This window comes from Mesorhizobium sp. RCAM 06353 (assembly GCF_059683585.1).
Genome location: NZ_CM185031.1, coordinates 5,110,328 through 5,134,335 on the forward strand (window position 1 = coordinate 5,110,328; position 24,008 = coordinate 5,134,335).

At 60.2% G+C, this 24,008-nt stretch carries 26 protein-coding genes, 3 tRNA genes and 1 pseudogene; 17 read left to right on the plus strand and 13 right to left on the minus strand.

All coding sequences use genetic code 11. The annotated features are described in order from the left end of the window. Positions 1–140 precede the first annotated feature (140 nt). Both AC56QX_RS24685 and AC56QX_RS24690 read left to right on the plus strand, forming a co-directional pair. Entirely contained in the window at positions 141–1,028 is an 888-nt protein-coding gene (locus AC56QX_RS24685) for a DMT family transporter (RefSeq protein ID WP_475450922.1), read from the plus strand. A 113-nt stretch (positions 1,029–1,141) separates the two neighbouring features. Beyond that, positions 1,142–1,279, plus strand: coding sequence for a hypothetical protein (locus AC56QX_RS24690; protein WP_497111115.1), 138 nt, complete (start codon positions 1,142–1,144; stop codon positions 1,277–1,279). 62 nt (positions 1,280–1,341) lie between these two features. On the opposite strand, the gene AC56QX_RS24695 is transcribed toward AC56QX_RS24690, so the two are convergent. Continuing rightward, complete coding sequence (locus AC56QX_RS24695; RefSeq protein ID WP_027028819.1) at positions 1,342–1,599, minus strand: GlsB/YeaQ/YmgE family stress response membrane protein; 258 nt, start codon at positions 1,597–1,599, stop codon at positions 1,342–1,344. Between the two features lie 130 nt (positions 1,600–1,729). Here AC56QX_RS24695 and AC56QX_RS24700 point away from each other — a divergent pair, with 130 nt between their 5' ends. Then, complete coding sequence (locus AC56QX_RS24700) at positions 1,730–2,188, plus strand: YidB family protein (RefSeq protein WP_497111116.1); 459 nt, start codon at positions 1,730–1,732, stop codon at positions 2,186–2,188. Between the two features lie 93 nt (positions 2,189–2,281). Here AC56QX_RS24700 and AC56QX_RS24705 read toward each other — a convergent pair. Together AC56QX_RS24705 and AC56QX_RS24710 are read right to left on the minus strand one after the other, a co-directional pair. Continuing rightward, positions 2,282–2,355 (minus strand) — tRNA-Gly (locus AC56QX_RS24705). Positions 2,356–2,444: 89 nt separating this feature from the next. Then, positions 2,445–2,529, minus strand: a tRNA-Tyr gene (locus AC56QX_RS24710). 198 nt (positions 2,530–2,727) lie between these two features. On the opposite strand from AC56QX_RS24710, the pseudogene AC56QX_RS24715 reads away from it, so the two are divergent. After that, a pseudogene (locus AC56QX_RS24715) lies at positions 2,728–3,577 on the plus strand (TrmH family RNA methyltransferase). Between the two features lie 120 nt (positions 3,578–3,697). On the opposite strand, the gene AC56QX_RS24720 reads toward AC56QX_RS24715, so the two are convergent. The 3 genes from AC56QX_RS24720 to gcl all read right to left on the minus strand — a co-directional run bounded on the left by AC56QX_RS24720 (position 3,698) and on the right by gcl (position 7,371). Next, positions 3,698–4,615 (minus strand): 2-hydroxy-3-oxopropionate reductase, encoded by a 918-nt coding sequence (locus AC56QX_RS24720; RefSeq protein ID WP_497111118.1) that lies wholly within the window; start codon positions 4,613–4,615, stop codon positions 3,698–3,700. Positions 4,616–4,774: 159 nt separating this feature from the next. Further along, complete coding sequence (otnI, locus tag AC56QX_RS24725) at positions 4,775–5,572, minus strand: 2-oxo-tetronate isomerase (protein ID WP_497111119.1); 798 nt, start codon at positions 5,570–5,572, stop codon at positions 4,775–4,777. Between the two features lie 17 nt (positions 5,573–5,589). Continuing rightward, complete coding sequence (gene gcl / locus AC56QX_RS24730; protein WP_497111120.1) at positions 5,590–7,371, minus strand: glyoxylate carboligase; 1,782 nt, start codon at positions 7,369–7,371, stop codon at positions 5,590–5,592. 213 nt (positions 7,372–7,584) lie between these two features. Here gcl and bhcR point away from each other — a divergent pair, with 213 nt between their 5' ends. Further along, positions 7,585–8,406: an HTH-type transcriptional regulator BhcR gene (bhcR, locus tag AC56QX_RS24735; protein WP_497111121.1), complete on the plus strand. Its 822-nt coding sequence runs from the start codon at positions 7,585–7,587 to the stop codon at positions 8,404–8,406. Here bhcR and AC56QX_RS24740 read toward each other — a convergent pair whose 3' ends face one another. Beyond that, complete coding sequence (locus AC56QX_RS24740; RefSeq protein ID WP_497111122.1) at positions 8,407–8,766, minus strand: hypothetical protein; 360 nt, start codon at positions 8,764–8,766, stop codon at positions 8,407–8,409. Between the two features lie 122 nt (positions 8,767–8,888). On the opposite strand from AC56QX_RS24740, the gene AC56QX_RS24745 reads away from it, so the two are divergent. Then, positions 8,889–9,311: a hypothetical protein gene (locus tag AC56QX_RS24745; RefSeq protein WP_497111123.1), complete on the plus strand. Its 423-nt coding sequence runs from the start codon at positions 8,889–8,891 to the stop codon at positions 9,309–9,311. An 88-nt stretch (positions 9,312–9,399) separates the two neighbouring features. Here the strand turns inward: AC56QX_RS24745 and AC56QX_RS24750 are convergent, their stop codons facing one another. From AC56QX_RS24750 to AC56QX_RS24760, 3 genes are all read right to left on the minus strand, one after another. Next, entirely contained in the window at positions 9,400–9,708 is a 309-nt protein-coding gene (locus tag AC56QX_RS24750; RefSeq protein ID WP_497111124.1) for a BA14K family protein, read from the minus strand. A gap of 211 nt (positions 9,709–9,919) precedes the next feature. Further along, a complete protein-coding gene (locus tag AC56QX_RS24755) occupies positions 9,920–10,123 on the minus strand; it encodes a hypothetical protein (protein ID WP_497111126.1) in 204 nt (67 codons plus the stop codon). Between the two features lie 187 nt (positions 10,124–10,310). Then, positions 10,311–10,478, minus strand: coding sequence for a hypothetical protein (locus tag AC56QX_RS24760; RefSeq protein ID WP_081294272.1), 168 nt, complete (start codon positions 10,476–10,478; stop codon positions 10,311–10,313). Positions 10,479–10,635: 157 nt separating this feature from the next. Between AC56QX_RS24760 and AC56QX_RS24765 the strand changes: the two genes are divergently transcribed. Further along, a tRNA-Thr gene (locus tag AC56QX_RS24765) sits at positions 10,636–10,711 on the plus strand. A 1,017-nt stretch (positions 10,712–11,728) separates the two neighbouring features. On the opposite strand, the gene AC56QX_RS24770 is transcribed toward AC56QX_RS24765, so the two are convergent. After that, a complete protein-coding gene (locus tag AC56QX_RS24770; RefSeq protein WP_497111127.1) occupies positions 11,729–12,907 on the minus strand; it encodes a TIR domain-containing protein in 1,179 nt (392 codons plus the stop codon). Positions 12,908–13,255: 348 nt separating this feature from the next. Between AC56QX_RS24770 and AC56QX_RS24775 the strand changes: the two genes are divergently transcribed. The 3 genes from AC56QX_RS24775 to AC56QX_RS24785 all read left to right on the plus strand — a co-directional run bounded on the left by AC56QX_RS24775 (position 13,256) and on the right by AC56QX_RS24785 (position 16,653). Beyond that, a complete protein-coding gene (locus AC56QX_RS24775) occupies positions 13,256–13,513 on the plus strand; it encodes a hypothetical protein (protein WP_497118069.1) in 258 nt (85 codons plus the stop codon). Between the two features lie 83 nt (positions 13,514–13,596). Then, positions 13,597–15,687 (plus strand): AAA family ATPase, encoded by a 2,091-nt coding sequence (locus AC56QX_RS24780; protein ID WP_497111128.1) that lies wholly within the window; start codon positions 13,597–13,599, stop codon positions 15,685–15,687. 801 nt (positions 15,688–16,488) lie between these two features. Continuing rightward, complete coding sequence (locus tag AC56QX_RS24785; protein ID WP_497111129.1) at positions 16,489–16,653, plus strand: hypothetical protein; 165 nt, start codon at positions 16,489–16,491, stop codon at positions 16,651–16,653. 32 nt (positions 16,654–16,685) lie between these two features. On the opposite strand, the gene AC56QX_RS24790 is transcribed toward AC56QX_RS24785, so the two are convergent. Next, positions 16,686–17,234: a recombinase family protein gene (locus AC56QX_RS24790; protein WP_497111130.1), complete on the minus strand. Its 549-nt coding sequence runs from the start codon at positions 17,232–17,234 to the stop codon at positions 16,686–16,688. Positions 17,235–17,700: 466 nt separating this feature from the next. Here AC56QX_RS24790 and AC56QX_RS24795 point away from each other — a divergent pair, with 466 nt between their 5' ends. From AC56QX_RS24795 to AC56QX_RS24815, 5 genes are read left to right on the plus strand one after another with little or no spacing between them, the layout of a single operon-like run. Beyond that, the gene (locus tag AC56QX_RS24795; protein ID WP_497111131.1) at positions 17,701–18,315 is read left to right on the plus strand and encodes a hypothetical protein; all 615 of its coding nucleotides are present in this window, start codon (positions 17,701–17,703) and stop codon (positions 18,313–18,315) included. 60 nt (positions 18,316–18,375) lie between these two features. Continuing rightward, on the plus strand, positions 18,376–18,609 hold the full coding sequence (locus tag AC56QX_RS24800) for a hypothetical protein (RefSeq protein WP_497111132.1): 234 nt from the start codon (positions 18,376–18,378) through the stop codon (positions 18,607–18,609). A 52-nt stretch (positions 18,610–18,661) separates the two neighbouring features. Continuing rightward, positions 18,662–19,222 carry a terminase small subunit gene (locus AC56QX_RS24805; RefSeq protein WP_497111133.1) on the plus strand — a complete coding sequence of 187 codons (561 nt, stop codon included), beginning with the start codon at positions 18,662–18,664 and terminating at the stop codon, positions 19,220–19,222. Further along, positions 19,215–20,747 carry a phage terminase large subunit gene (locus AC56QX_RS24810; protein ID WP_497111134.1) on the plus strand — a complete coding sequence of 511 codons (1,533 nt, stop codon included), beginning with the start codon at positions 19,215–19,217 and terminating at the stop codon, positions 20,745–20,747. The genes AC56QX_RS24805 and AC56QX_RS24810 overlap by 8 nt, the downstream gene beginning before the upstream one ends. After that, a complete protein-coding gene (locus AC56QX_RS24815) occupies positions 20,744–21,352 on the plus strand; it encodes a hypothetical protein (RefSeq protein ID WP_497111135.1) in 609 nt (202 codons plus the stop codon). The genes AC56QX_RS24810 and AC56QX_RS24815 overlap by 4 nt, the downstream gene beginning before the upstream one ends. Positions 21,353–21,552: 200 nt before the next feature. On the opposite strand, the gene AC56QX_RS24820 is transcribed toward AC56QX_RS24815, so the two are convergent. After that, positions 21,553–22,392, minus strand: coding sequence for a hypothetical protein (locus tag AC56QX_RS24820; RefSeq protein WP_497111136.1), 840 nt, complete (start codon positions 22,390–22,392; stop codon positions 21,553–21,555). Between the two features lie 226 nt (positions 22,393–22,618). Here AC56QX_RS24820 and AC56QX_RS24825 point away from each other — a divergent pair, with 226 nt between their 5' ends. Further along, positions 22,619–23,029: a TIR domain-containing protein gene (locus tag AC56QX_RS24825; RefSeq protein ID WP_497111138.1), complete on the plus strand. Its 411-nt coding sequence runs from the start codon at positions 22,619–22,621 to the stop codon at positions 23,027–23,029. Beyond that, positions 23,026–23,931, plus strand: coding sequence for a DUF4231 domain-containing protein (locus tag AC56QX_RS24830; RefSeq protein WP_497111139.1), 906 nt, complete (start codon positions 23,026–23,028; stop codon positions 23,929–23,931). Before AC56QX_RS24825 ends, AC56QX_RS24830 begins: the two co-directional genes overlap by 4 nt. The last annotated feature ends 77 nt before the right edge of the window (positions 23,932–24,008 follow it).

Below are 24,008 nucleotides of genomic sequence, written 5' to 3' on the forward strand. Positions count from 1 at the left end.
TGATATAGGAAGGCGATGCATGAAATGAAATGGGCGACAGGCCGATCGATCAAGGTTGCTCTTGCCCGCCAGTCCCCGTCTGGATCACGGCCAGTTGATGGCCCATTGCGGCGGTCACCGAGGTCTGATCTCCTCACCCGATGCATTTCATCCCTGCCTCGATCCGCGGCCCGCTGTTCATGATCGTCTCGACCGGGTCGTACCTGGTCAACGACACGATGATGAAACTCGCGACGGCAGGCTTGCCATCCTATGAGGTGCTGTTCCTGCGCGGGGTCGCAGCAACGCTTTGGGGCTTCCCGCTGTTGTTCCTGCTCGGCTACGGCAAACAGATTCCGCTGATCTTCGACGGCCATGTGCTGCGCAGGAACCTGCTCGAGATGGCGGCGATCCTTTGCTATGTCGTGGCGCTCGCCAACATGCAGATCGCCGATTCAACGGCGCTGGGACAAATCACGCCGCTGCTGATGCTGGTCGGTTCATCGATCCTGTTTGGCGAGCGCATCGGCGGCCAGCGCATGGCGCTGATCGGGCTCGGCTTCATCGGCGCGCTGATGGTGGCGCAGCCGACGATGCAAGGCATATCGGTCTACGCGCTGCTGGCGCTCGGCAACGCCACACTGGCAGCCGCGCGCGACCTTGCCGGCCGGCGTGTGCCGGCAGAGGTGCCGGGGATGATCGTGGCGATTTCCGCCGTGGTGGTGGTATTGATCGGCGCTGGTGCTGCGCATCTGGTTTCCGAGCGCTGGGTCATGCCCGAGGCGCGCCACCTGCTGCTGATGGCAGGCGCCGGGTTTTTCCTCATCTTCGGCCATTTCTTCATCTTCATGGCCTATCGCATCGGACCGACCAGTGCGGTGGCGCCGTTCTACTACTGCTTCACCGTCTGGGCGGTGATTTCGGGCCTGCTGGTGTTCGGGCAGTTCCCCAATGCGCTGGCTGTCTGCGGTATCCTGCTGGTGGTGGGCAGCGGGCTGACCATCGTGTCGCTGGATCAGCGCAAGCGCCGGCTGACCGTCGTCGCGTAGCATCGCCATCCGAGCGCCTGTTTCTGCTGTTGCAGAGCCCAGATTGATCGTCTATTCGGCGATATATCGTCTATCCGGCGATGCCGTGATCAATCAGCCAAGGGAGCTTCCCCATGACCGATTTTGACCAGAACAAGAACTCCGACGCCGAGCACAAGGCCGCCGTTCGCAAGTCGCTGGTCGGCTGGGCGGTGTTCATCGCCGGAACGCTGATCTTCTTCGCCGCGGCCGATGCGGTGCTGATGCCATAGGCAAGCCCGAAGCCGGTCTTGCCCCGGCAGAAATCCGAAATTTCAGGTCATCCGGCTGACGCTTACAGCGTCCGACGTCCGCTGAACTGATGGTAGGCCCACAGCACAACTATCGCGCCAACCACTGAGACGATCAGGCTGGAGATGTTGAGACCGGTGACACCCACGCCAAAAATCTGGCTGCATATCACGCCGCCCACGATGGCGCCGACAATGCCGAGCACGATATCCATGAGCAGGCCCTGACCGGTCTTGTTGACGATCTTGCTGCCGATGAAGCCGGCGATGGCGCCGAGAATGATCCAGCTGATGATACCCATTTTTTTCCTCTCCATCCCTCGCCAGCCCGACATTTTCATATGGCTGTCAAAACCACAAGCCAGCTTGAAATTCCGCCCGATTGCGCCATTGTTGATGATGGGTTGGGCTTGGCTAGATGGAGGATCCACTATGGGACTTTTTGACAACGCCGTTCCCGGCGGCAACATCACCAAACCGCTGATGATCGCGCTCGGCGCCCTGCTGGTTGGAAAAATGCTGAGCGGCAGAAGCGCCGAACAGCCGGATCAAGCACCCGCACCAGCCGAGCCAACGCCTGCCGGAACCACCGCCAGTGATGGCGGCCTGCTCGGCGGTCTGGGCGGCCTGCTCGACAAGCTCAAGGACGCCGGCCACGGCAATGTCGCCGATTCCTGGGTCGGCACCGGGCAGAACCAGTCGATCAACGCCAACGACCTCGGTTCTGCGCTTGGACCACAGGTCATCCGCGAGATCGCGCAGCGGACCGGAATGGACGAGGGCGAACTGCTTAAGCAGCTGTCCACGGCTTTGCCAGGCATCGTCGACAAGCTGACGCCGAACGGCCAGGTGCCGCAGCAGCATCAGGTGGCGTCCGCGTTCAACAGCTGACACGGCCCTGAAACGTTGAAGCGCTGCGCATCGGTCGCGCAGCGCTTCGGCTTGCGGTTCTTTCTGGGTGGGAATCCGGCGCTGGTGAGAATCTGGAGCGGGTAGCGGGAATCGAACCCGCATATTCAGCTTGGAAGGCTGCTGCTCTACCACTGAGCTATACCCGCGCCTTGCACTGAAGTATCGGATTCACCCGAAAAGCGCCATGCACTTTTCGGCCCGATGCTTTTTCGTTTCAGGGCTTCCGGGCCGGCAGTGGTGGAGAGGGTTGGATTCGAACCAACGTAAGCTAAGCTAACGGATTTACAGTCCGTCCCCTTTAACCACTCGGGCACCTCTCCAGTCTGCCGCCGGAGCCATGCAACGAGGCATTCGCGCCAATTCGGACCCGAGTTGTGTCTTCTCCGAAACCAGCGAAGCGCCTTATGGCGGCAAGCCCTTTGGGTGTCAACCGCGCAGGAAGGGTTTTTCGATGTTGTTCGCCGGCTGCGGCGACAGGGCATATCCTTGGCAACGGGAGACAGCTATAGAAGCCGGCCATGAGCAACAAGACAAACACCCCGAAAGATACCCATTACGCCAATCTGCGCCGCGCCTTTCGCGACGAGAAAAGCGGTGGCGCACCAGCATTCAAGCCACGCCAGCCCGTGCCGCCCGGCGAAAACGCAGCCGACGGCCTGGTGCGACTTTATGGCCTGCACACGGTGCGGGCGGCGCTCGACAATCCGCGCCGCAAGATCCGGGAAATGCTGGTGACGCGCAACGCAGCCGAGCGCCTGGAAATCGCCGATCTCGCCGCCCTGCCTTTTAAGGCGGAACTGGTCGAACCCAGGGACATCGACAAGATCACCGGCTCGGACGCCGTGCATCAGGGCGTGCTGATCGAGGCGGAGCCGCTGAAGCCCAAGGGCCTCGATGCGCTGGGCGACACCAAGCTGGTGCTGGTGCTCGACCAGGTCACCGATCCGCACAATGTCGGCGCCATCCTGCGCTCGGCGGTCGCCTTCGGCGCCGGGGCGCTGATCACCACCGCGCGCCACAGCCCGCAGGAATCGGGCGTGCTGGCGAAATCGGCCTCCGGCGCGCTGGAGCATATCGACCAGATCGAAGTGAAGAACCTGGCCGACGCGCTCGGCCAGTTGCACGAGGCCGGCTTTCGCACGATCGGGCTTGATCTCGGACGGCCCGGCCGAACTCGAAAAGAGCTTTGCCGGAGAAAAGATCGCTCTGGTGCTGGGGGCCGAAGGCAAGGGCCTGCGCCAGAAGACACGCGAGACGGTGACGACGCTGGCACGGCTCGACATGCCGGGCATCATCCGTTCGCTCAACGTGTCGAACGCCGCGGCGATCAGTCTTTATGCCGCACGGGCCTTCCTCAAGCGCGGCTGAGCCAGGAACAGCGGACTATTTGCTGCAAACGAGAAACGGGTCCCGGCGACAGGCGCCGAAACCCGTTCTTCGACGGACAAGAGGTGGCGGCTTGGGAACGTTGCGCCGCCCTCTCCCGACCTATGCCGCTTTGCCCTTGATTTCGGCCGCTTCGCCGCCGACCTCGAAATTCGCCATCCGCTCCAGCGCCCTGACCAGCGCCGAATGATCTTCCTTGGCGCCGCCATTGGCGGCGCAGGAATTGAACAGTTGCTGCGTGGTCGAGGTGTTTGGCAACGACACGCCGAGCGCTTTCGCGCCTTCCAATGCCAGATTGAGGTCCTTCTGGTGCAATTCGATGCGGAAGCCCGGCGCGAAGGTGCGCTTGACCATGCGCTCGCCATGCACTTCGAGGATGCGCGAGGCGGCCAGTCCGCCCATTAGCGCCTGCCGGACCTTCGCCGGATCGGCGCCGGCTTTCGAAGCGAAAACAAGTGCTTCGGCGACGGCCTCAATGGTCAGCGCGACGACGATCTGGTTGGCGACCTTGGTTGTTTGGCCGACACCGTTCGGCCCGACCAGAGTGATGTTCTTGCCCATCTTCTCGAACACGGGTCTGGCGCGCTCGAACACCTTTTCCTCGCCGCCGACCATGATGGTCAGTGACGCCGCCTTGGCACCGACCTCGCCGCCCGAAACCGGTGCGTCGAGATAATCGCAGCCGAGATCGTTGATCTTCTTGGCGAAGGTCTTGGTCTCGATCGGCGAGATCGAGCTCATGTCGATGACTAGCTTGCCCTTGGAGAGGCCCGACACGACGCCGTTGTCGCCGAACAGCACGTCGGCCACCTGTGGGGTGTCGGGCACCATGGTGATGATGATGTCGGCCGCCTTGGCCACGGCGGCGTGGCCGGAGACTGTTTTCAGGCCTTTGGCGGTGAGATCGGCTGAAGGCTTGGAGCGGTGATCGCTGGCGATGACCTTGTAGCCCGCATCCAGCAGATGCCCCGCCATCGGCGCGCCCATGATGCCGAGGCCGATGAAGCCGATGGTTTCCATTGTCTTTTCTCCAATGCCTGTGTGAAACGCCCCCTCATCCGGCCCTTCGGGCCACCTTCTCCCCGAGGGGAGAAGAGGCTGCCGACGTTGGTGCGCGTCTCTTCTCCCCGGCGGGGAGAAGGTGGCCGCGTAAGCGGCCGGATGAGGGGGCCTTAGCCGCTAAGCCGCCGCGCTGCCCTGCCCGGCCAGGTCCCGGAACCAGCTTAAGCCGGCCTCCGTCCCCGCCTTGGGCTTGTATTCCGCGCCGATCCAGCCGGAATAGCCGATGCGGTCGATGTGGTCGTAGAGGAAGGGATAGTTGATCTCGCCCGTCCCCGGCTCGTGACGGCCGGGATTGTCCGCAAGCTGGATATGCGCGATGCGGCCGAGGTTGGCCTCGATTTTACGGGCGAGATCCCCCTCCATGATCTGCATGTGATAGATGTCGTATTGCAGGAACAGGTTTTTGGAGCCGACGCGGTCGATGATCGCCAGCGCCTGGTCCGAGTAGTTGAGGAAGAAGCCGGGAATGTCGCGGGTGTTGATCGGCTCGATCAGCAGCCGGATGCCGGCCTGCTCCAGCTTCTCCGCCGCGAAGGCGAGGTTTTCGGCGAAAACATCCTCGAGCACCTTGCGGTCGGCGCCGGCGGGCGCGATGCCGGCCAGGCAATTGACCTGCGGACAGCCGAGCGCCTGCGCGTAGGTGATTGCCTTGGCGATGCCCTGCCGGAATTCCGGCACGCGATCCGGCAGCACGGCAATGCCGCGCTCGCCCTTGCCCCAGTCGCCTGCCGGCAGGTTGAACAGCACCTGCGTCAGGCCGTTCCTCTTCAACCTGGCGGCTACCACCTCGGGCGCATGGTCGTAGGGACCGATATACTCGACGCCCTTGAAGCCGGCGCGGGCGGCGGCGTCGAAGCGGTCGAGGAAATCATGCTCGCCAAAGAGCATCGACAGATTGGCTGAAAAACGCGGCATTCTTTTTGTCCTTCTTCTCAGTCGAGCATCACGATCGCGGTCGGCGCGTCTTCCTGATGTTCGGCAAGGTCCTCGAATTCGGTGATCTTGTCGATCTCGGTGCCCATCGAGATGTTGGTGACGCGCTCGAGGATGAATTCCAGCACGACCGGAACCCGGTGCTCCTTCATCAGCCGCTGCGCCTCTCTGAAGGCGCCGGCGAATTCTTCGGGCTTCCGCACCCGAACCGCCTTGCAGCCCATCGCCTCGGCAACGGCGACATGGTCGACGCCATAGCCGGCCTCGGGATCGCCTGATCGGTTGATGTTCTCGAAGGCGAGGCTGACCTCGTAATCCATCGCAAAACCGCGCTGCGCCTGGCGGATCAGGCCGAGATAGGCATTGTTCACGACGACATGGATGTAGGGCAGCTTGTGCTGCGCGCCGACCGCCAGTTCCTCGATCATGAACTGGAAATCATAGTCGCCCGACAGCGCCACGATGGTGCGGTCCGGATCGGCGGCGCGAACGCCAAGGGCTGCCGGCAGCGTCCAGCCAAGCGGGCCGGCCTGGCCGCAATTGATCCAGTTGCGCGGCTTGTAGACATGCAGGAACTGCGCGCCGGCGATCTGCGACAGGCCGATGGTGGTGACATAGGTGACGTCGCGGCCGAACGCCTTGTTCATCTCCTCATAGACGCGCTGCGGCTTCAGCGGCACCTGGTCGAAATGCGTCTTGCGCTTCATCGTCTTCTTGCGAGCCTGGCATTCCTTCGCCCAGCCCGACCAGTCGCGCAGTTTTCCGGCCGTCTTCCACTCGGTGGCGACGTCGAGCAGTATCTTGAGTGCCGCACCCGCATCGGAGACGACGCCGAGGTCCGGCGGGAAGACCCGCCCGATCTGCGTCGGCTCGATGTCGACATGGATGAATTCTTTGCCCTTGGTGTAGACGTCGACCGAGCCGGTGTGGCGGTTGGCCCAGCGGTTGCCGATGCCGAAGACGAAATCGGCCTCGAGCATCGTCGCATTGCCATAGCGATGCGACGTCTGCAGCCCGCACATGCCGGCCATCAGCCGGTGGTCGTCGGGGATCGCGCCCCAGCCCATCAGCGTCGGGATGACCGGCACACCAGAAATTTCCGCGAACTCGATCAGCAGATCCGATGCATCGGCATTGATGATGCCGCCGCCGGCGACGATCAGCGGCTTTTCGGCCGTGTTGAGCATCGTCAGCGCCTTTTCGGCCTGGGCGCGCGTCATCGCCGGCTTGAACGGCGTCAACGGCTCATAGGCGTCGATGTCGAACTCGATCTCGGCCAATTGCACGTCGACCGGCAGATCGATCAGCACAGGCCCCGGGCGCGACGAGCGCATGAGATGAAATGCCTTCTGCAGCGCCATCGGCACCAGATACGGCTCCATGACGGTAACCGCCCATTTGGCGACCGGTGCGGCGATGGCGGCGATGTCGACGGCCTGGAAATCCTCCTTGTTCAGCCGGGCACGCGGTGCCTGGCCGGTGATGCAGAGGATCGGAATGGAGTCGGCTGCCGCCGAGTAGAGTCCGGTGATCATGTCGGTGCCGGCCGGCCCCGAAGTGCCGATGCAGAGGCCGATATTGCCCGCCTTGGCGCGGGTGTAGCCTTCGGCCATATGCGAGGCGCCCTCGACGTGGCGGGCCAGCACATGGCGGATGGTGCCCCTCGCCTTCAGCGCCGAATAGAGCGGATTGATCGCCGCGCCCGGCACGCCGAAGGCGCAGGAAATGCCTTCCTTTTCGAGAACGAGAACCGCGGCATCGACAGCGCGCATCCTGGCCATTTTCCAGCCCTCCACGGGGTTTGTCATTGTTGGATAGCCGAGGATGTCAGCAAGCCGGCTATTTTTCAATTTTTTCAGAATATTTTTTCATTTCTAGAAAACAGCGCCTGTGCCCTGATTTCATTTGGCTTTTGGTTTTCCAAGAATTTCCCTCTCCGCCCGAGTGAAAAACTTTTTCATTGCGTGTTTTACGAAATCGGCGAAACTGGTGTCATGGAAACCACTGAGAAACGCCAGCGCGGCCGGCCGCGCGCTTTCAACGGGCCTGCCGAGGCCAGTTCGGTGCAGTCGCTCGACCGGGCCTTGCGCATCCTGGCCATTGTCGCGGAGGGCAGCGGCCTGTCGCTGAGCGAGATATCAGCCCAGAGCGGCCTTGCCGCCTCGACCGCCTACCGCATGCTGACGACGCTGCAGAACCACGGCATGGTCGAGTTCGACACATCAGACCAGTTGTGGTCGATCGGCGTCGAGACCTACCGCATGGGTGCGGCGTTCCTGCGCCGCCGCAAGCTGGTCGACCGCGCCCGCATCGTCATGCAGGAGCTGATGGAACGAACCGGAGAGACCGCCAATCTCGGCGTCGCCGAGGATGACTGCGTGGTGTTCGTCAGCCAGGTCGAGACGCATCAGGCGATCCGCGCCTTCTTCCGGCCGGGCACGCGCAGCCCCTTCCACGCATCGGGCATCGGCAAGGCGGTGCTGGCGCATCTGGAACCGGAGCGTGTCGGCACCATCTTGCGCAAGGCGGGCCTGCAGCGCTTCACCGACAAGACGCTGTCCGACATTTCCGCCCTCGCCCACGATCTGGCTGTCATCAAGCGCCGCGGCTGGTCGGTCGATGATGAGGAACGCCACCCCGGCATGCGCTGCGTGGCGGCCGCCATCTTCAACGAATTCGGCGAACCAATTGGTGGCGTTTCGGTTTCGGGGCCGACGGTGCGGGTGACGCCGGAGCGGCTCGCCGAGATCGGTCCGCTGGTGCACAATGCGGCGGCCGAGGTCACCCGGATGATCGGCGGCGTGCAAGCCGGCTGATCAGCTTGCCCCCGGCAGCGCACTCTTCGTCGCAATATCGAAGAAATCGAGCAGGATCGCCAAGCCGACGCCGCAAGCGGTGCTGATGAGGCCGGCGATGAAGATGCGGTTGGCGCGTTCATAGACACGCCGTTGCAGCGACTTTATGTCGAGCAGCAGCGCCAGTGCCCGCATCTGCAGGGCGATGCCGGCCAGGATCGGCAGCACGGCGACAAGATGGTAGGCCCGCCACGGGATCGGGTTGGCGGCCCAATGGGTGATGAAGCCCAGCGAAAATGCCAGCAGGATGCCGACGGTGGTGACGGTGCCGTTGCGGAAAACCGTCTCGATCAGGTCTTCCCTGGGATCCTGCTCGTCCAAGCCACCCTCCCTCAGCCGGGCCATCGGCATAGACTAGACGTTGCGAAAATCGCTGTATAGCGCCCGCCAGATCGGATTTCACCGCCTTGCCGTGGCGTTCGAATGCATGCGAAAGGGCGCGGATGAGGAAAACGGTTCAGCTTCTGCTTGTCGCTTCGCTTTACGGATGCGTGGCGACGACACCTCAACTCGATGCCGGGGACCAACGCGTCGACCCCATTCCGTTCTCGCTCGCGCTCGAGGAGGTCGTCACGAGCGGTATCCGCCAGCACCTGCCGGATCCGGCCTCCGCCAGGTTCGGGACGATTCTCGCCGGCGAGCGAACGCTGAGCGGCCGCCGGGAGATCGTGGTCTGCGGCACCGTCAGCGCCAAGACCCCATCCGGGGGCGGTGACAAGGCGTTTGTTGCCAAGGTCTACCCGGATGCCGGAAGCAGGTTCGAACTCGTCGCGATGAGCGATGAGACGCCAGAGGCTCGCCGTCGAGTTGTTGGCCTCTGCCAGGCGGCCGGTTTGCCGATTGCCGACGCTGGTCCAAAGGTCTGATAGGCGGTCGCGCAGTCAGTGCGCTCGCTGGAAACAAAGAAAAAAGGGCCGCATGCGGCCCCTTTTTACTGTGACTGTTGGGCTCCTCTCAAAGCCTGCAAGTGCGCGGGCCGTCGTAGCTCATGTAGGTGTCCGAGCCTTCATCGTAGGTGGCGTAGCGAGCGTAGCAGCGGCGGATGTGGATCGAGTCGTAGTCTTCCTCGACATAGACGGTGCGCGGCTGCTGCTGGGCAAGCAGGCTGCCGAGGACGAAGCCACCTATGCCGGCGGCGACGCCGATGCCGATGCCATTGTGGTGATGATGCGAATGAGCCGCCGAAGGCTGAACGGTGCCGACCAGCGTGGTGGCGGCGACGGTGGTGGCGATAAGGCCGGAAACGAGTGTGCGCTTGAACATGATGATCTCCTTGCTTCGTTGACCGAGGCGATCCATCCGCCTCTTGATCATCTGTCGTCGGAGCCAAAAGAAAGGTTCGAATCTTTTTTCGATTTTTTCAGCGTGACTTCCCGCTTGGCATTTCCCGCTTCGTCTTCGGCTATTGCGAAGGCCACACGGAACGCAAAAAGGGCGGCCGAAGCCGCCCTTTTGGGAGAATGGGGTCCCTCCATCAAAGGAAAATGATCACCTTGCCATGGCCGTGATGATGATGGTTGCGGTGCCACCACCAATGCATCTTGAAGTAGTGGTTGTGGTGATGATGATGGTGGTGATGATGGAAGCCGTGAGCCGAGGACGACTGGACGGTGGCGGCGAGCGCGCCGGTGGCGACGAAAATGGCGACGAGGCCTGATGTCAGAGTGCGCTTGAGCATGATGATCTCCTGGATCCTTGATCGAGGCGACCCATTCGCCTCTGGAGATCAGTCGGCGGAGCGCGGGAAAAGGTTCGAAAGGTCGAGGAGATTTTTTCAGGGGGGTAGGCAGTAGGCAGTAGTGAAATGGCGCCATGCGCTATGAACGATGCAATTCCCTATTCCCTATTCCCTATTCCCTACTGCCTCACCCCATGCCCGTGATGTGGCGAAGCCAGAAGGCGAGCGCGATGAAGCCGATGATCGTAGTCACGCCGGTCCAGTCGACATTGGCCTTCTTGACGTCGCTGATGAGCCTCACCAGCAGCATCCAGGCGATGACGACGATGGGGAGAATGATGACAAGCCTGATCATGCGACACTCCAGTCCGAAGCGATTGCACCTGACCCATATGTAGGAAGCGTGCCCGCGAATTTCAGCATGTGCATCCGCAGCGTCATCCACCGCCGGGGTAACCGAAAACGGAGTTTTGTCTTTACTGGCGCAACAAATATGCTAACCGGAGCGCCGTGCCCTTGTAGCTCAGCTGGTAGAGCAGCGGTTTTGTAAACCGAAGGTCGGCGGTTCGATTCCGTCCGGGGGCACCAACAATTTCAACTACTTAGCGCGCATTCCCAAGGTCTTTCTCGGCAGAAAAGGTAACGGGACAGGTAACAAAATTTTGATCGCGACGGAATCGGTGATCCGCCGAAGCGGTGGCAGGAGGGCCGATCTCAACTTTGAAGGTGCGACCCCTGCCTTTAGGCCTTTCGACCGGGCCTAGGCGCTGATCCGCTGGGGCCGGCGCTGCTGCCGCCTACGGATTTGCAGCCCCCTCAAACCAAGACCGCACGGACTTCTTTAAGTCCCACAATGGCTTCAGCCTACCGTCGCCCAATTTGTCTAAGGACGTTATCTGGTCGTTGGGCACGATCGAAAGAGCTGTCGCGCCAGCCCACCAAATGAAGCTGCCTTCGGAGAAACGGGCGACCACAGTTCCTTGTCGACACTTGTCCCCAAGACATATGTTATCACTGGGGATCAGCTCTGCCGTGCGGAGGACATTCACCTGATATAGAAAGGAAAAGAGCACCAAAGCGCCTAGATACATTGATACGACAGCCAAAGCCCGCCGCTTCGTGTCATTCAAGTTTGCAAATGTGACTGTTCCGACAAGCACAACGACGAAATAAACACCGAGAAAAATTGCTACCTCAAACTTGCTTGGTGCAACCAAAAATGGGAACGCGATGATTGCAACTAACGGGAGGTGATAGAGTGCCTCCCGTATGAAGGCAGTCAAATAGACTGCGCGTCTGCCGTGTTGCTCATGCTCTGCAACCAGCTTTCTAGTGTAGTCGGTTGCGCGATCATTCGAGTGAAAAAGTAGGCTTGCCAGCAAGACAGGGGCGCACAAGAGCGTTATGGGCACGCAAATCAAGGCGCTTCGCAAAAAGTCGCTTGCGCTCAGATAGTAGAATGCGTCTGCGCCCAGCGGGAGACACGACCCGACTGTCCAACAAAGACCCGCTGTCAAACATGCCGATACGGCCAGCGGAACCCATTCCGTAAGTTTCGCGATCTGACCCGCATCTTCCATCCCCGGCGCCCCCCAGTGACTTTCCCTAGCTCTTATCCCACGTGTACCGCTTTAAATTCAGAGCTATCACATACTCTTCTCGCAACAATTTGGCGATTAAGGGATATGGGATTGAAACGTGAGGCGTGCCGGCCGCGTAGTATGCGACCTGATAGGAGGCGAAGTGAATATCGAGGCTATTTTCGTTGAAAACGAATGAGGCGAAGTGCGACCACTCGTCGGTTCCCCTGTTAACCCACTCCTCATCGAGGCCGACCACTTCGCCGGGCTCCGGCTCCTCGTCTCCTCCAGGATTGTATTTCACCAACCGTTCGCGGACTTCCCTCTGTAGGATCGGAAACGCGCCATCGGGCTCCTTGAAGACACTTTCGAGTGATTCGATCCTAAAAAGCGGCTCAAGCAAAAAGGCGAAGGATTTGTGACTATGGGTGCCGTGCGCCGCCCCAGCACCATACCAATGAATGTTATATAGGAGCGTGACAACCTTGTTGCAAAATACTGGATCAGTACAACGCGCATCAAACGTGTTAGTTCGAGCCCATTTGTCCTGGGCATAGTTGTAAAACTCCGAATCCTGTTTGAATTTTATCTGGCGATGGACAAATAAATCCTCAAGCAATACACCTCTCAGGTGTTGTCCTATCTGATTTATATTCGGAACTTCCGTGGATGAAAATTCTAGTATCTGTAATTCAACGGAATATCCTGGCGTCCCCTCCCATTCTTCTTTTATCCAAGACGAGTGCCATGTAATTTCCTGATCCAATTGGACGCGTTCTCGCTCGCCCCCTAGCCTTTCGACCTGATGGGCTATTGCGTCTGACAAAGCTTCCCGGAAATCTGACTGGCCGGCGAACAAGGCCTGGATGCTTTTTAGTTGATCCGGGATTGCGCTATCGTCTAGGAGAACAGGAATTATGAAGATATCGTCGACCAGCTTCTCCTGGTATTTGTCCAACGCAATTCTAACCTCTCTTTGGATGTAGCCTCGCCTATCGCGCGAGTTTTTAGACCAAAGGATTACGATAATAGCTGACCTGTCTAGCGCCTTTTTGATTTCAAAATCCCAATTCTGCCCGCCCTTTATCTTCTTAAAATCTATCCAAGCGTCGAAACCATTTTTCTTGAGCCAATCGTACAATTCCCCGGCAGCCTCTCGGTCCGGCCGAGCATAGCTAATGAAAACTTGAAAATCGCTATCCAATATTTGATTCCCCCTGCAAGGGGCCCGACTATATGGTTGCGCCTCCATAGAATCCAGACGACAACGCGGCAGATTCCTGCGCGAATAGTGGCTCCGCAGAGGCTTTCAAGAATCCAATGGTTACCGCGTCGAGAAATAAATGGCGCGACTATGGCGGCTGCAATTTGCTATCCTATTCGTGCCCCTTTTGTACCGAGGGGCTTTTGGGCGAACACCTTGGCGCCGATCCCGCCAAGCCGCTGACAGATGGCCTGGGGCGCGGCCAAGAACGCCCTTTCAGGATCAATCCCAAATGAGCCCCGAGCGAGCCGCGCACCCCGCGCTGCCGTACCCTGCGTGAGCCCTCACATGAATGACGACATTGAAGAAATCGAGATCGAATACGCCAGAGAGTTTCTTGTCGACCTCCTGGCCAAAGGCCCGGTGAAGCTTGGAACGGCGATGCGCCGAACCGGCAACGCCGGAATTCGCTGGCGTGCCGCTATCCGTGCGCGCCGTGCAATGGGCCTCCTGGCAACGAGAGACAAGGACGGCGAGTGGTTCTGGACGCTGCCAACGGCGACCAAGGCCCCTGACGCCAGACGGTTAGGCATAGACGCCCCGTGATGCCCACCCCCCTGAATGAATGACCCCGCCGAAGCTTGGAGGCGCGACGGGGCCATGTACGTCAACCGAGAAAGTGCAGAGAAATGTCAGAATATAAGTATATCAAATCCGACCCGTCCAATGAAGAAAATCCGCCCACGACCGAAGCGGATTGGCGATTGGCGGACAGGTTCCGCTACGAAACGGCGCGCCGGCTGGCCAAGGTCGGCTTGCATCTTTTCCCCGTAGTGCGCGGCAAGAAAACTCCTCCCCTTATGGACAAACCGGATCGGGCCGCCACGACCGATGAGGCCACGCTCGCAGCGTGGTTCGATTGCCCCGAACCGCCCAATATCGGCATTGCCTGCGGCCCCTCTCGCATCGTTGGCGTGGACCTTGATTGCAAAGGCGGCGCCGATGGATTGGCGACGCTTCGCGAACTGGCCAAGGCTGCCGGGGCGACCATCCCGGACACGTTCACTGTGGCTACGCCGTCCGGCGGCAGGCACATGCTGTTTCGCTTACCGGAAGGCGTGACGGTACCGAATAGCGTAGGCAAGATCGGCGCAGGCATCGATATTAGGGGCAGCGGCGGCTACTTGCTCGCCCCTGGCTCATACACGCGTGAAGACGGCAAGAGCACTCGGGAGGGGCTTTATCGGCAGGACGGGAGGCCGAACCTGGCCCCGTTCCCGGCGTGGCTTCTAGATGCCATTGCGGCGGCTTCCGCGAAGGCCCCCAGGGTGGAGCTTGCCGTGGCGGTCGATCTGGACACCGACGCGGCCTATACCGCTGCACTCGCCTACTTGCGGGACGCTCCGCCGTCGATTGCCGGCCAAGGGGGAAACGACAACGCTTACCGCGTCGCTGCGCGCCTCAAAGACCTTGGACTGTCCGCCGATGGGGCGCTAGACGCGATGGACATTCTTTCCGATTGGAACGAGAGATGCAGCCCGCCTTGGGATCGTGAGGAGTTAGCGGCGATCGTGGAGCACGCGGCGGCATATGGGCAGAACAGCCCCGGCTCGGCCAGTATCGAACTGGAGTTCGACGAGATACCCGACGACCTGGTGCTTGGTGCTGCGGCGAACGACAACGGGAAATCGGGCGTCCTGGCCCGCGCTACCCTCGACCTTGCCGCGTTGTCCGGCCAGCCCATTCCCGAGCGCAACTGGCACGTCGAGGGCTGGATACCCGGCAACAATGTCACGCTGCTTTACGGCGATGGTGGCACCGGCAAGAGCTTGCTGGCGATGCAGCTTGCCGTCGCTACGGCGGCGGAACGGTCGTGGCTCGGGCTTCGCGTCCGGCCGGGCCGAGCCATTTACCTGACGGCCGAAGACGACGAGGCTGAATTGCATCGGCGCATCGCCGACATTGCCAGTCGGGAGGGCATTTCCCTTCGCGATCTGGCCGCCAAGCTGAAAGTCGTCTCCCTGGTAGCCGACGACCCCGCGCTCGCAGTCGCCGGTGATCGGGATCGCCTCAAGTTTACGCCGCGCTGGCGCGAACTTGTCGACGTGATCAGCGATTTTAAGCCCAAGCTCGTCGTGCTCGACACCCTGGCCGATGTCTTCGCCGGCAATGAGAATGTGCGCAGCCACGCGCGAGGCTTCATTGCTCAGCTGCGCGCCGTGGCCATCGAGCATAATGCCGCTCTCATGCCCCTAGCGCACCCGAGCCGCGCTGGTCTAAACACCTCTGGCCTCAGTGCGGGCGCGGGCTCGTCGGGCTCGACCGCGTGGCACAACTCCGTGCGCTCGCGGCTCCAACTGACGCGAGACGGCGACGGTGACAAACACCCCGATCTGCGCACCCTAACCGCCGTCAAGGCAAACTACGGCCGGGCCGGGGCGACGATACAGCTGAGATGGGAGAACGGCGTGTTCGAGGGCAGCGCCGAAGCGACGGCGGAGGGACGCGAAGCGGCGATCCATGAGGCCGACCGCGTGTTCCTCGATTTGCTGGACGCCTACACGGCTGAGGGAAGGAATGTGAGCGCCGCGTGGGGGCCGACTTACGCCCCTGCCAAGTTTGCCAAGGATGAGCGGTCTGGCATAATCGACAAGCGCCAACTGGAAGCGGCGATGAACAGGCTTTTTGCTTCCGGCGTTATCGGCTCTCTGGCGGAAGGGCCGCAGTCCAAACCCCGAAGCCGCATCCTCCGTGTTGCGCAAACCGCCGAGGCGGCGTGATTTCCAACCCTTCCAACCTTTAAATCCGCGTTGGCGCACTCGGAAGGTTGGAAGGGCAGCCAAGGGGCATTTCGGTGTACCGGAAGATCCCCATCGTTACCGCAGGCTACTTTCCGGTGGGCCATTTCCAACCTGATTTCCAACGCTCGATTTTTGGGTTGGAACAAGTTGGAAGCCGAGAGGGGCGAAACCGTTGCGGCGAATGGGTTTGCGGCCGGTTCCAACCCGATTCCAACCTACCTACCTATCATACCCCCATACCCCCAGGCGGCGTTGGAAGCGCCCCCGGCTAGGGCCGAGCGCTCCCCGCCTTCCAATTAGTGGTCTAGCCGCTGTAAATGCGAGGGCATGGCAGCGGCGGGCAGAATGTGCGCTGTAGCGAGGCGCCGAGCGGCGATCTGGCGAAGCGGCGGAATTGAGGACCAGGATTGGCACGGCTCGCGCGCGTGCGCGCTTTGCAGGCCTACGCCTTGGGCGGCCACTCGCCTGCTTCGACGAGCTGCTTTTCGATATATGGGTCTGGGTCGCGTCCTTTTAGAATTTGGGAACGGCGCCATTCTCGTAGGCTTAGACTAAGCAAATGTATCCAGGCTGGAGCCCCGTCCGGGTCCACAACATCGTCGTAATCTTCGTCGTCGTCATCCCAATCCATATTGCTCAAGGTACGCGCGGCTGGGCGGTGCTTTAAGCCCCTCGATGAGGGACGCACACAACAAAACGTTACCCGCAACCCCTTGACGGCCGCGCCTTGGCCGCCGCCAAAGTGTCCTGACCGGGAACCTCCTGGGGTAACGAGAAGCGATGGATAACTTCTACCTCCTAGGCGAATTGGCGCTTCTAATGATCGGCCTGCCTTTGGTCATATTTGTCCTCAACCGGATGGTTTGGCGGCGAATCCAACAGGATGTGCTGGCTAGACGGAAGCGAGAGCAGGAGCTTGCCAATAAAGGCAAGCGGCCTCTTTGAAACGGGATTGATGAAACTCGACAGACGACAGGCTACGCCAAGGCCTTCTGCACTGTGGCCTTTGAGAATCCTACCAGCGCCGCCGTCTGGCGAATTGAGAGGCCGTCCGCCCTCGCCTGCTTGATCTGCGCCACCACCTCATGCGTCACCTTCGGCGGCCTGCCGCCTGCCTTGCCCGCCGCCTTGGCCTTGGCGATGCCCTCCATCTGGCGCTCTTTGCGTAGCGCCGTCTCAAACTCGGCGATGCTCGCCAGGATTCCGAAAACAAGCTTGCCGGTGCGCGTGGTCGTGTCGACACCACTATCATCCAGCACCTTGAAGCCCACGCCCTTGGCCGCCAACTCGTCGGCGATCTGATGCAAATGGCCGGTCGACCGCGCCAGCCGATCAAGCTTGCTGATAATCAGCGTGTCGCCCTCTCGCACGTATTCCAGGCAGCGGGCTAATTCCGGCCTGTTCCGGTCGAGGCCCGATTGCTTCTCGCTGAAAACCTTGGTGGCGCCGGCCGCAGTCAGCTTCTCCACCTGCGTTTCGTAATCCTGCCCGGTGCTGGACACTCGGGCATATCCGACGATGGCCATGTATGTACCCTTCGCTTTAGACCAATGTGGACACTAAGATAATGGACGCAAAGGGTACAGTCAATCGGGCCGTGCTAAAAAGGTATACCTTATCGGACACCTCGTCGCCTTTGTGGCAGCGCTCTCCCTGTGGCTGCTCGACCCGCGCGGCAAGCATGCTTCCAGCCGGAGGGGGTGTGCCGGCATGCACACCCCAAGGAGCCGAGCGCTCTGAAAAGCCTGCTCTCTTTCGTGGCTATGGTTCAGCGCCACATCCCGACTCGCCGCTTCCCCTATTATTTTTGCGACTATGCATCGATAAATAAGTATATGATGGTATCTTCTATTATCTCTTAGTATGCGTATTGCCGATCCGTAATATATTTACTTCGTATAATTGGGTTGTTTGCTGGTTTTTACTTGTGATAAGCTAGTCTCATCAAGTCGAAACCGCGCAAACGCGCCTAGCCCGTTATGGAGTACCGCAGTGCCTTCCGTCCTTCCCTTCAAAGACCAGCTTGCCGGCATCGACAAGCAGATTGCAGCCGCTCACGAAGCGGCCAGCGCCATCGCTTCCAAGATCAAGCAGGCAAGAGCCTTCATTCGCGAGCGCCTGGCCAGCGAGGGCAACGACAAGCCGGCACGAGATGCGAGCGCCAAGCTCAACGAGTTGGCCGGCGATCTCTATTTTGAGGAGGAGCGTGCTACCGCATTGCAGGAACGCCGCGTCGCTGTCGTTGCCGAACAGGAAGCCAACCGGCGGAGAGAGGAAAGAGCGGTAGTCGCGGCGCTGGCGACCAAGCGGGACGAGGCTGCTGACCGCGCCGAGGTTGCGATTGCCGCCCTGGGCCGCGCTGTCGCCGATCTGGCAACCGCGACAACCGACATCAAACTCGCCATTCCGGCCAGTGCCGGCCTTGCTGATCACGGCGACATTCGCAAAGGCATTGACGCCAACCTGTACGACGCTGGGCTGAAATGGCTCTACGCGGACGCCATCCACGGCAAGCGCGATGCCAACGGCCGCCCTCTGGCCACGCACATCGCCGAGCGCATCAAGGCTAGCAACGCCGATTTGCTCGCGCTTTCCAGCCTCAACTGACCAGAAGGAAAACGCCCCTATGTCCAGCAACGTCATTCCGTCCAAGACCGGAGGCAACCAGTGAACGCGCTCCCGTCCGACTTCCTCAAGGAATTTCCGTTGGGGCTCGACCCCAACGACGGCTCGCCGCTTGTGCCGACTGACCCGGCCGTGGCCAAGGCGCGTCTCAGCGAGCTTGAAGCGCGGCCCGACTACGTCACCAGCCTGATGGCGCCTACCCATCCGCTGCACGCGCTCCGCCTGGCCGAGCGCAAGGGCCTTCAAATCGTCGTCTCCCGCGCCACGAAGGCTTGATCTTTATTGCCGCGCCCATGCCTGGCGCGGCCCAAAATCGCGAACCTCAACAATGACTGAAAATCTGCCCGTTCCCGTAGCCACTCCCGTGGTCAAACGCCGTGGCCGGCCTTCCGGCGGCGGCAAGCTCGACGCGACCGTTTTCCCCGTTTCCGCACCGCCGCCGCTCCCCGCTGGTCTAAGCGCCAGCGACCAAGCGGCATTTGAGGCCATCCTCAAGCCGCTGCGACCGCAGCAAGCCGATTTCGTCCGGCATTTCATCATCAATGGGCGAAACGCCTCTGCGGCGGTTCGCTCGACCGGCTACAGCGGCTTGCGCAATCGGGCAAAAGCGAGCGGGCATCAACTCATGAAGCGGCCCGAAATCCGCACCGCGCTTGCTGCGATCGACAGTTTGCTCAGCCGTCGCGCGATTTACGACTTCGACAAGGCTTCCGCCAACATGGTCGCGGATCGCGAGTTCGCTTACAGCAGCGGCAATGCGACGGCAGCCGTGCGCGCGTCCGAACTCCTGGCCAAGCTACATGGCCACCTCAATGACCGGATGGATATCCGGCATCAGGGCGACGTGGCGTTCATCTTCCCCGGCCAAAGGCGCGGCTCCGATGAATAATGCCGCCCTCATGACCAGCACGGCTCTTGGCCAAGGCGGCGGTGGCCCGCTTCGTGAGGTCGTCTATGAATACGCCGGCCCGACCGTCGAGCGCTTCCACGCTACTGATGCTTTTGTCCGGCTGATCATGGGGCCGTTTGGCTCGGGCAAGTCGTCGGCTTGCGCGATGGAATTGCTATGGCGCGCCGCCGAACAGCGGAAAGGCCCTGACGGGAAGCGGCGGACGCGGTTTGCCGTGATCCGAAGCACCTATCCAGAATTGAGCCTGACCACTGTCAAGACGTTCAAGGACTGGACGGCGGGCACCGGCCAATGGAACCACAACCCGCCGATGACCTACAAGCTGCAAACCGGCGACATCGATATGGAGGTGATTTTCCTGGCGCTTGACTCCGAGGACGATGTCAAAAAATTGCTCTCGCTGGAGCTTACCGGGGCTTGGATCAATGAGGCGCGCGAGGTGCCCAAAGCCATCTTCGACGCTCTCACTGGCCGCGTCGGGCGCTTCCCGGCGAAGGTCGCAGGCGGCCCGTCCTGGGCGGGCATTATCCTAGACACCAATCCGTGCGCCGATGACCATTGGCTCTACAACCTGTTCGCGCGCGACGACGATCGCCCCGAAGGTTTCGAGTTCTTCCGGCAACCCTCCGGCCTGAGCCCGGACGCGGAGAATATCGGCAACCTGCCCGATGGCCGGAAGTACTACGAGCGGCTGCTCGCGGGTAAGGACATCGAATGGGTCAAGGTCTATGTTCACGGGGATTGGGGCCACCTACAGGAAGGCAAGCCCGTCTATTCCAATTTCCGCGACAGCGTGCATGTGGCCGCCTCGCCCCTGGCCGCCGTCCCCGATCTGCCGTTGCTGATCGGCGTCGACTGGGGCTTGACCCCCGCAGCCGTTATTGCTCAGCGCCTTGTTGACGGCCGGTGGCTGATCCTGAGCGAGCTTTGCACCGAAGACACGGGCGTGGTGCGGTTTGCCCAGGCCCTATCGGCGCACGTAGCGCAGAACTATCCGGCGCACCGCGTGGCGGCGGTCTATGCCGACCCGGCCGGAACCCAGCGCGCCCAAACGGACGAGCGGACAGCCATCGAAATCTTTCGCGAGTACACGGGCTGGAAAACCCAGCCGGCGCCCTCGAACGACTGGACAATGCGGCTGGAGGTTGTTTTGGCCGCGTTTGGACGGCTTGTCGACGGCAAGGCCGGCGTCCTCATCTCGCCGAGTTGTTCGACACTCCGGAAAGCCTGCAACGGCGGCTATCACTACCGCGCTCTGCGGTCGAGCGTGAACGGGCTTGCGCACGACGAACACCCGGCGAAGAACTTCCCCAGCCACATCGCCGAGGCGTTGCAATACGTGCTGCTAGGCGGCGGCGACGCAAACGTCGTGATGAACAAGGTTAAGCGCCGCAAGCCCCGTGGCCGCCTTGCTGAGGGCACGGATTATGACGTTTTCAGCCCGGCATATGGCCGCCAGCCCAAATCTTCCAGCACTTTCGATAAGGACTTCTATACGTCATGATTCACAGCTTGAAACTTCCCCCGATCGGCCGTTGCGCCGGCTGCGGTCGGCCCGCCCATGACCTCGACGCGCTCAACTTCGGATGCGATGGCTGCAACGGTGGCATTGTGGCCTCGACTGCCGTGCAGGACTGGCAGCCTTGCCCGCCCTGCCTTGGCACTGGAAAGTCGCTAGTTCGGCCGGTGCCCGAGCACGGCAATAACTGCCCGGTGTGCCGTGGCGGCGGCTACATCATGCGAGCCGATTTCAGCAACGCCAGCGACGAGATTTTCGCCGTTCTCGATGCCTTCGCGGCCACTGGTGATAGTGCGCCGTGGCCTCCCGAACCTGCCATGTTCTGCACGTCCAAGCTTGGCAGCTTTTCGATGCTCCGCTTCCCGCTTCCGAGAGGCTTCACTGTCGATACCTTGCGCCGGAAGGTGACTGAAACAGCCGAGGCGTTTGAAGCCGGCGAGGCCGAACGGCGGCGGCTTTCCAAGATACGGGGCGAAATAGCGGCCATATATCGCGAGGACGACGACGCAACGACAAGCCCCGCCGAAGCGGGGCTGGCGTTCCAGACTGACCGCCGCAATGCGGCACCTACCAAGTGCGCGCCCAGGTAAGGCGGCCGACTACCAGCACGGCGCCCCGGCGAGCTGACACGGCGGTGCAAGCGGCGCGGGTCCATCTGTACGGCTCTGCCGCCGCGTCCTGCTCACGTTGCCGAGTCGAAACCTTGGCAGCGTGTCGCTTCCTGCGGCGGCACCTCAGATTGGCACCCGCTCAGAGGCCGCCATCGCTAGCTCGTCCATGTGGCTTCAGACTAGTGTCCGAAGATAGTTTCGAGCCGAGCTTGCAAGGCAGCGGCCAGCGCCGCGCGCCCCTCACCGTTGTTGAGGTAGTGAATGTGGCGGAGGTGTCTCAGGTCAAACGGAATGTCGTTTCCATTCTGTGTGATAAGGATAACTTCCCGTCCTAAGGTGTGAGCGATACCCGCCTCGTAGAAGACATTCGGATTTCGACCAGTGCAGTCACAGATCACAACACGCGAGCGGTCGATAAGTGTAACTACATCTTGGATTATCGCGGCATTCTCCCAGATATCATCTGCGCGGCGGCAACGTAGACCCACGCTGGCTGCTGCTTCCTGAATGCTCGTATAAACCGGGTTGAATGCGCCATCGAAAGGCATCATTGCGGACGCGAGAGCTGGCTCAACGTTCTCATGCTCGGCAATCTGGAAAACAGTTGGGCGTTGGCGGCGTGGTCTGACGGTTCTCAGAAGAAAGCGATAAAGGTCGACTTCCTTAATTGCCCAGTGATTGCGAGAAAACTCGAATTCCTGGGGCATGCCCAGCATAATCCGATTTCCGTAGATGAAGCTGTTTTGCAAAGGAGGCACGTCGCGGTCAATCGCGTACTCAAAAACTATCTGACCGCCAATAATACGAGGTTGGATGATCTGGCCGACGTAAGCGGTTTCGGTGCCTATGCCTTCGTTCATGAAAAGGCACGGCATCCGGGCCAGTTCATCAAGCCGAACGGTGTTGCCTTGCCTATAGTAAGCGGCAAGATTCTCGTTTGTGTACTCAAATACGCGATCCAAAGGCATGGCCTCTTGATTCGTATCCCAATCCGCCGAGCGCACAATCAAGTTGAACATTTTTCCCTCTCCACCCGGCCCCCGCATCGAGTTTCACTGTAGGACGGCGTCCTTCACCCTTGCCTGTCTCATTGCAGCATGGACAAGATACGATTGGATGCGTCAAGCTCTCCAGTGGGGGCCCAATCCTATCGAATGCATTTAAGATTTTGCTGTGTTTTTAGAAATAAACACCTTGGCCGGCATCGGACGTTCCATCATAGTCAGCCCTATTCGGGGGGGACCTATGCCGTACTTACACAACTACCGGCTCTTTATAAGTCATAAATGGAAATACAGTGATGGCTATGAGCGCGCCGTCAGGTTCCTGAATGATGCGAGTAATTTCATTTGGACTAATTATTCAGTGCCTGAATCGAAGGCCTTTGATGGTCTCACGAGTGCGCAATTGGGTGATCAACTAAAAAGCCAAATTAGACCGGTCCAATGTGTCGTGATTGTCGCGGGCATGTACGTGAGTCATAGCGATTGGATTCAATATGAGATAGATTTTGCCAAGCTGTTGGGAAAGCCCATCCTTGGCATTGTCCCTTGGGGAGCAGAGCGCACTCCCAAGGCGGTTTCCGACGCAGCCACAATGATGGTAAGTTGGAACTCGGCTTCCATTGTAGCCGGCATACGGGCGATAACGCCATGAACGCAACTCCAGCCGAAGTCGCCTCGGCATTCGAGTACCCAGCACTCTACGAAACAGCTAGCCAACTATCGGACAGGTCGCAGAAGTTCTACCTTCGACTTATTTGGTGGGAATACGTTCTGCTGATTACATCGGCAGTTTTTGTTATGGAGGTGATGGATAATAAATACCATCACGCAGCTACAGCCGGTATAATCATTGCATCTTTGGGATTGATGATTTGGCGCAATTCCACGAAGCCAGAGCAGGACTGGTATCGCGGCCGAGCACTTGCCGAGTCGATAAAAACGTCGGTCTGGAAGTACTGTATGCGAGCCGAGCCGTTTGGTGATGCAGACAACCTGGCGGTGCGGAGGGCTGAGTTTCGAAACTATTTACTCGGAATCCTTGAAGCGAACCGGCACATCGGTAACAAAATGCCTCCTGATAGCGCCGCAAAGCATCAGGTCACTCAAAGTATGGAGAGCACACGAGCGCTGGCCCTTGAACAAAGGAAATCGTACTACGATCTCCATCGGGTCCGAGAACAACGCGCATGGTATGCAAAGAAGGCATCCGCCAATAAGAAAGCGAGCAGGCGATGGTTTCTGTTCGGAATTGGTGCTTACGCGGTGGCAATAGGGATTGCTTTGAGCAGGATAACTCTTCCTGAATGGTCAATTTGGCCTGTTGAACCAGTGCTCGTTTTGGCCTCCTCGGTGCTCGGCTGGATGCAAGTTAAGAAATTCAATGAACTTGCCGCATCATTTACTTTGACGGCACACGAGATTGGAATCATTCAAGGAAAGATCGCAGAGGTTGACGGAGAGGCAGCCTTCTCGATCTTTGTCAATGAAGCTGAGCAAGCCTTCTCGCGAGAACACACACAGTGGGTTGCAAGGCAGCAGCACAACGATCAGTAGTTTCGACAACCCGGCCCCTCCCGATTAGGTCGAAGCTAATGAAGAATGTTTCCTGTAGTAGCTGGCGTTTAGACGCG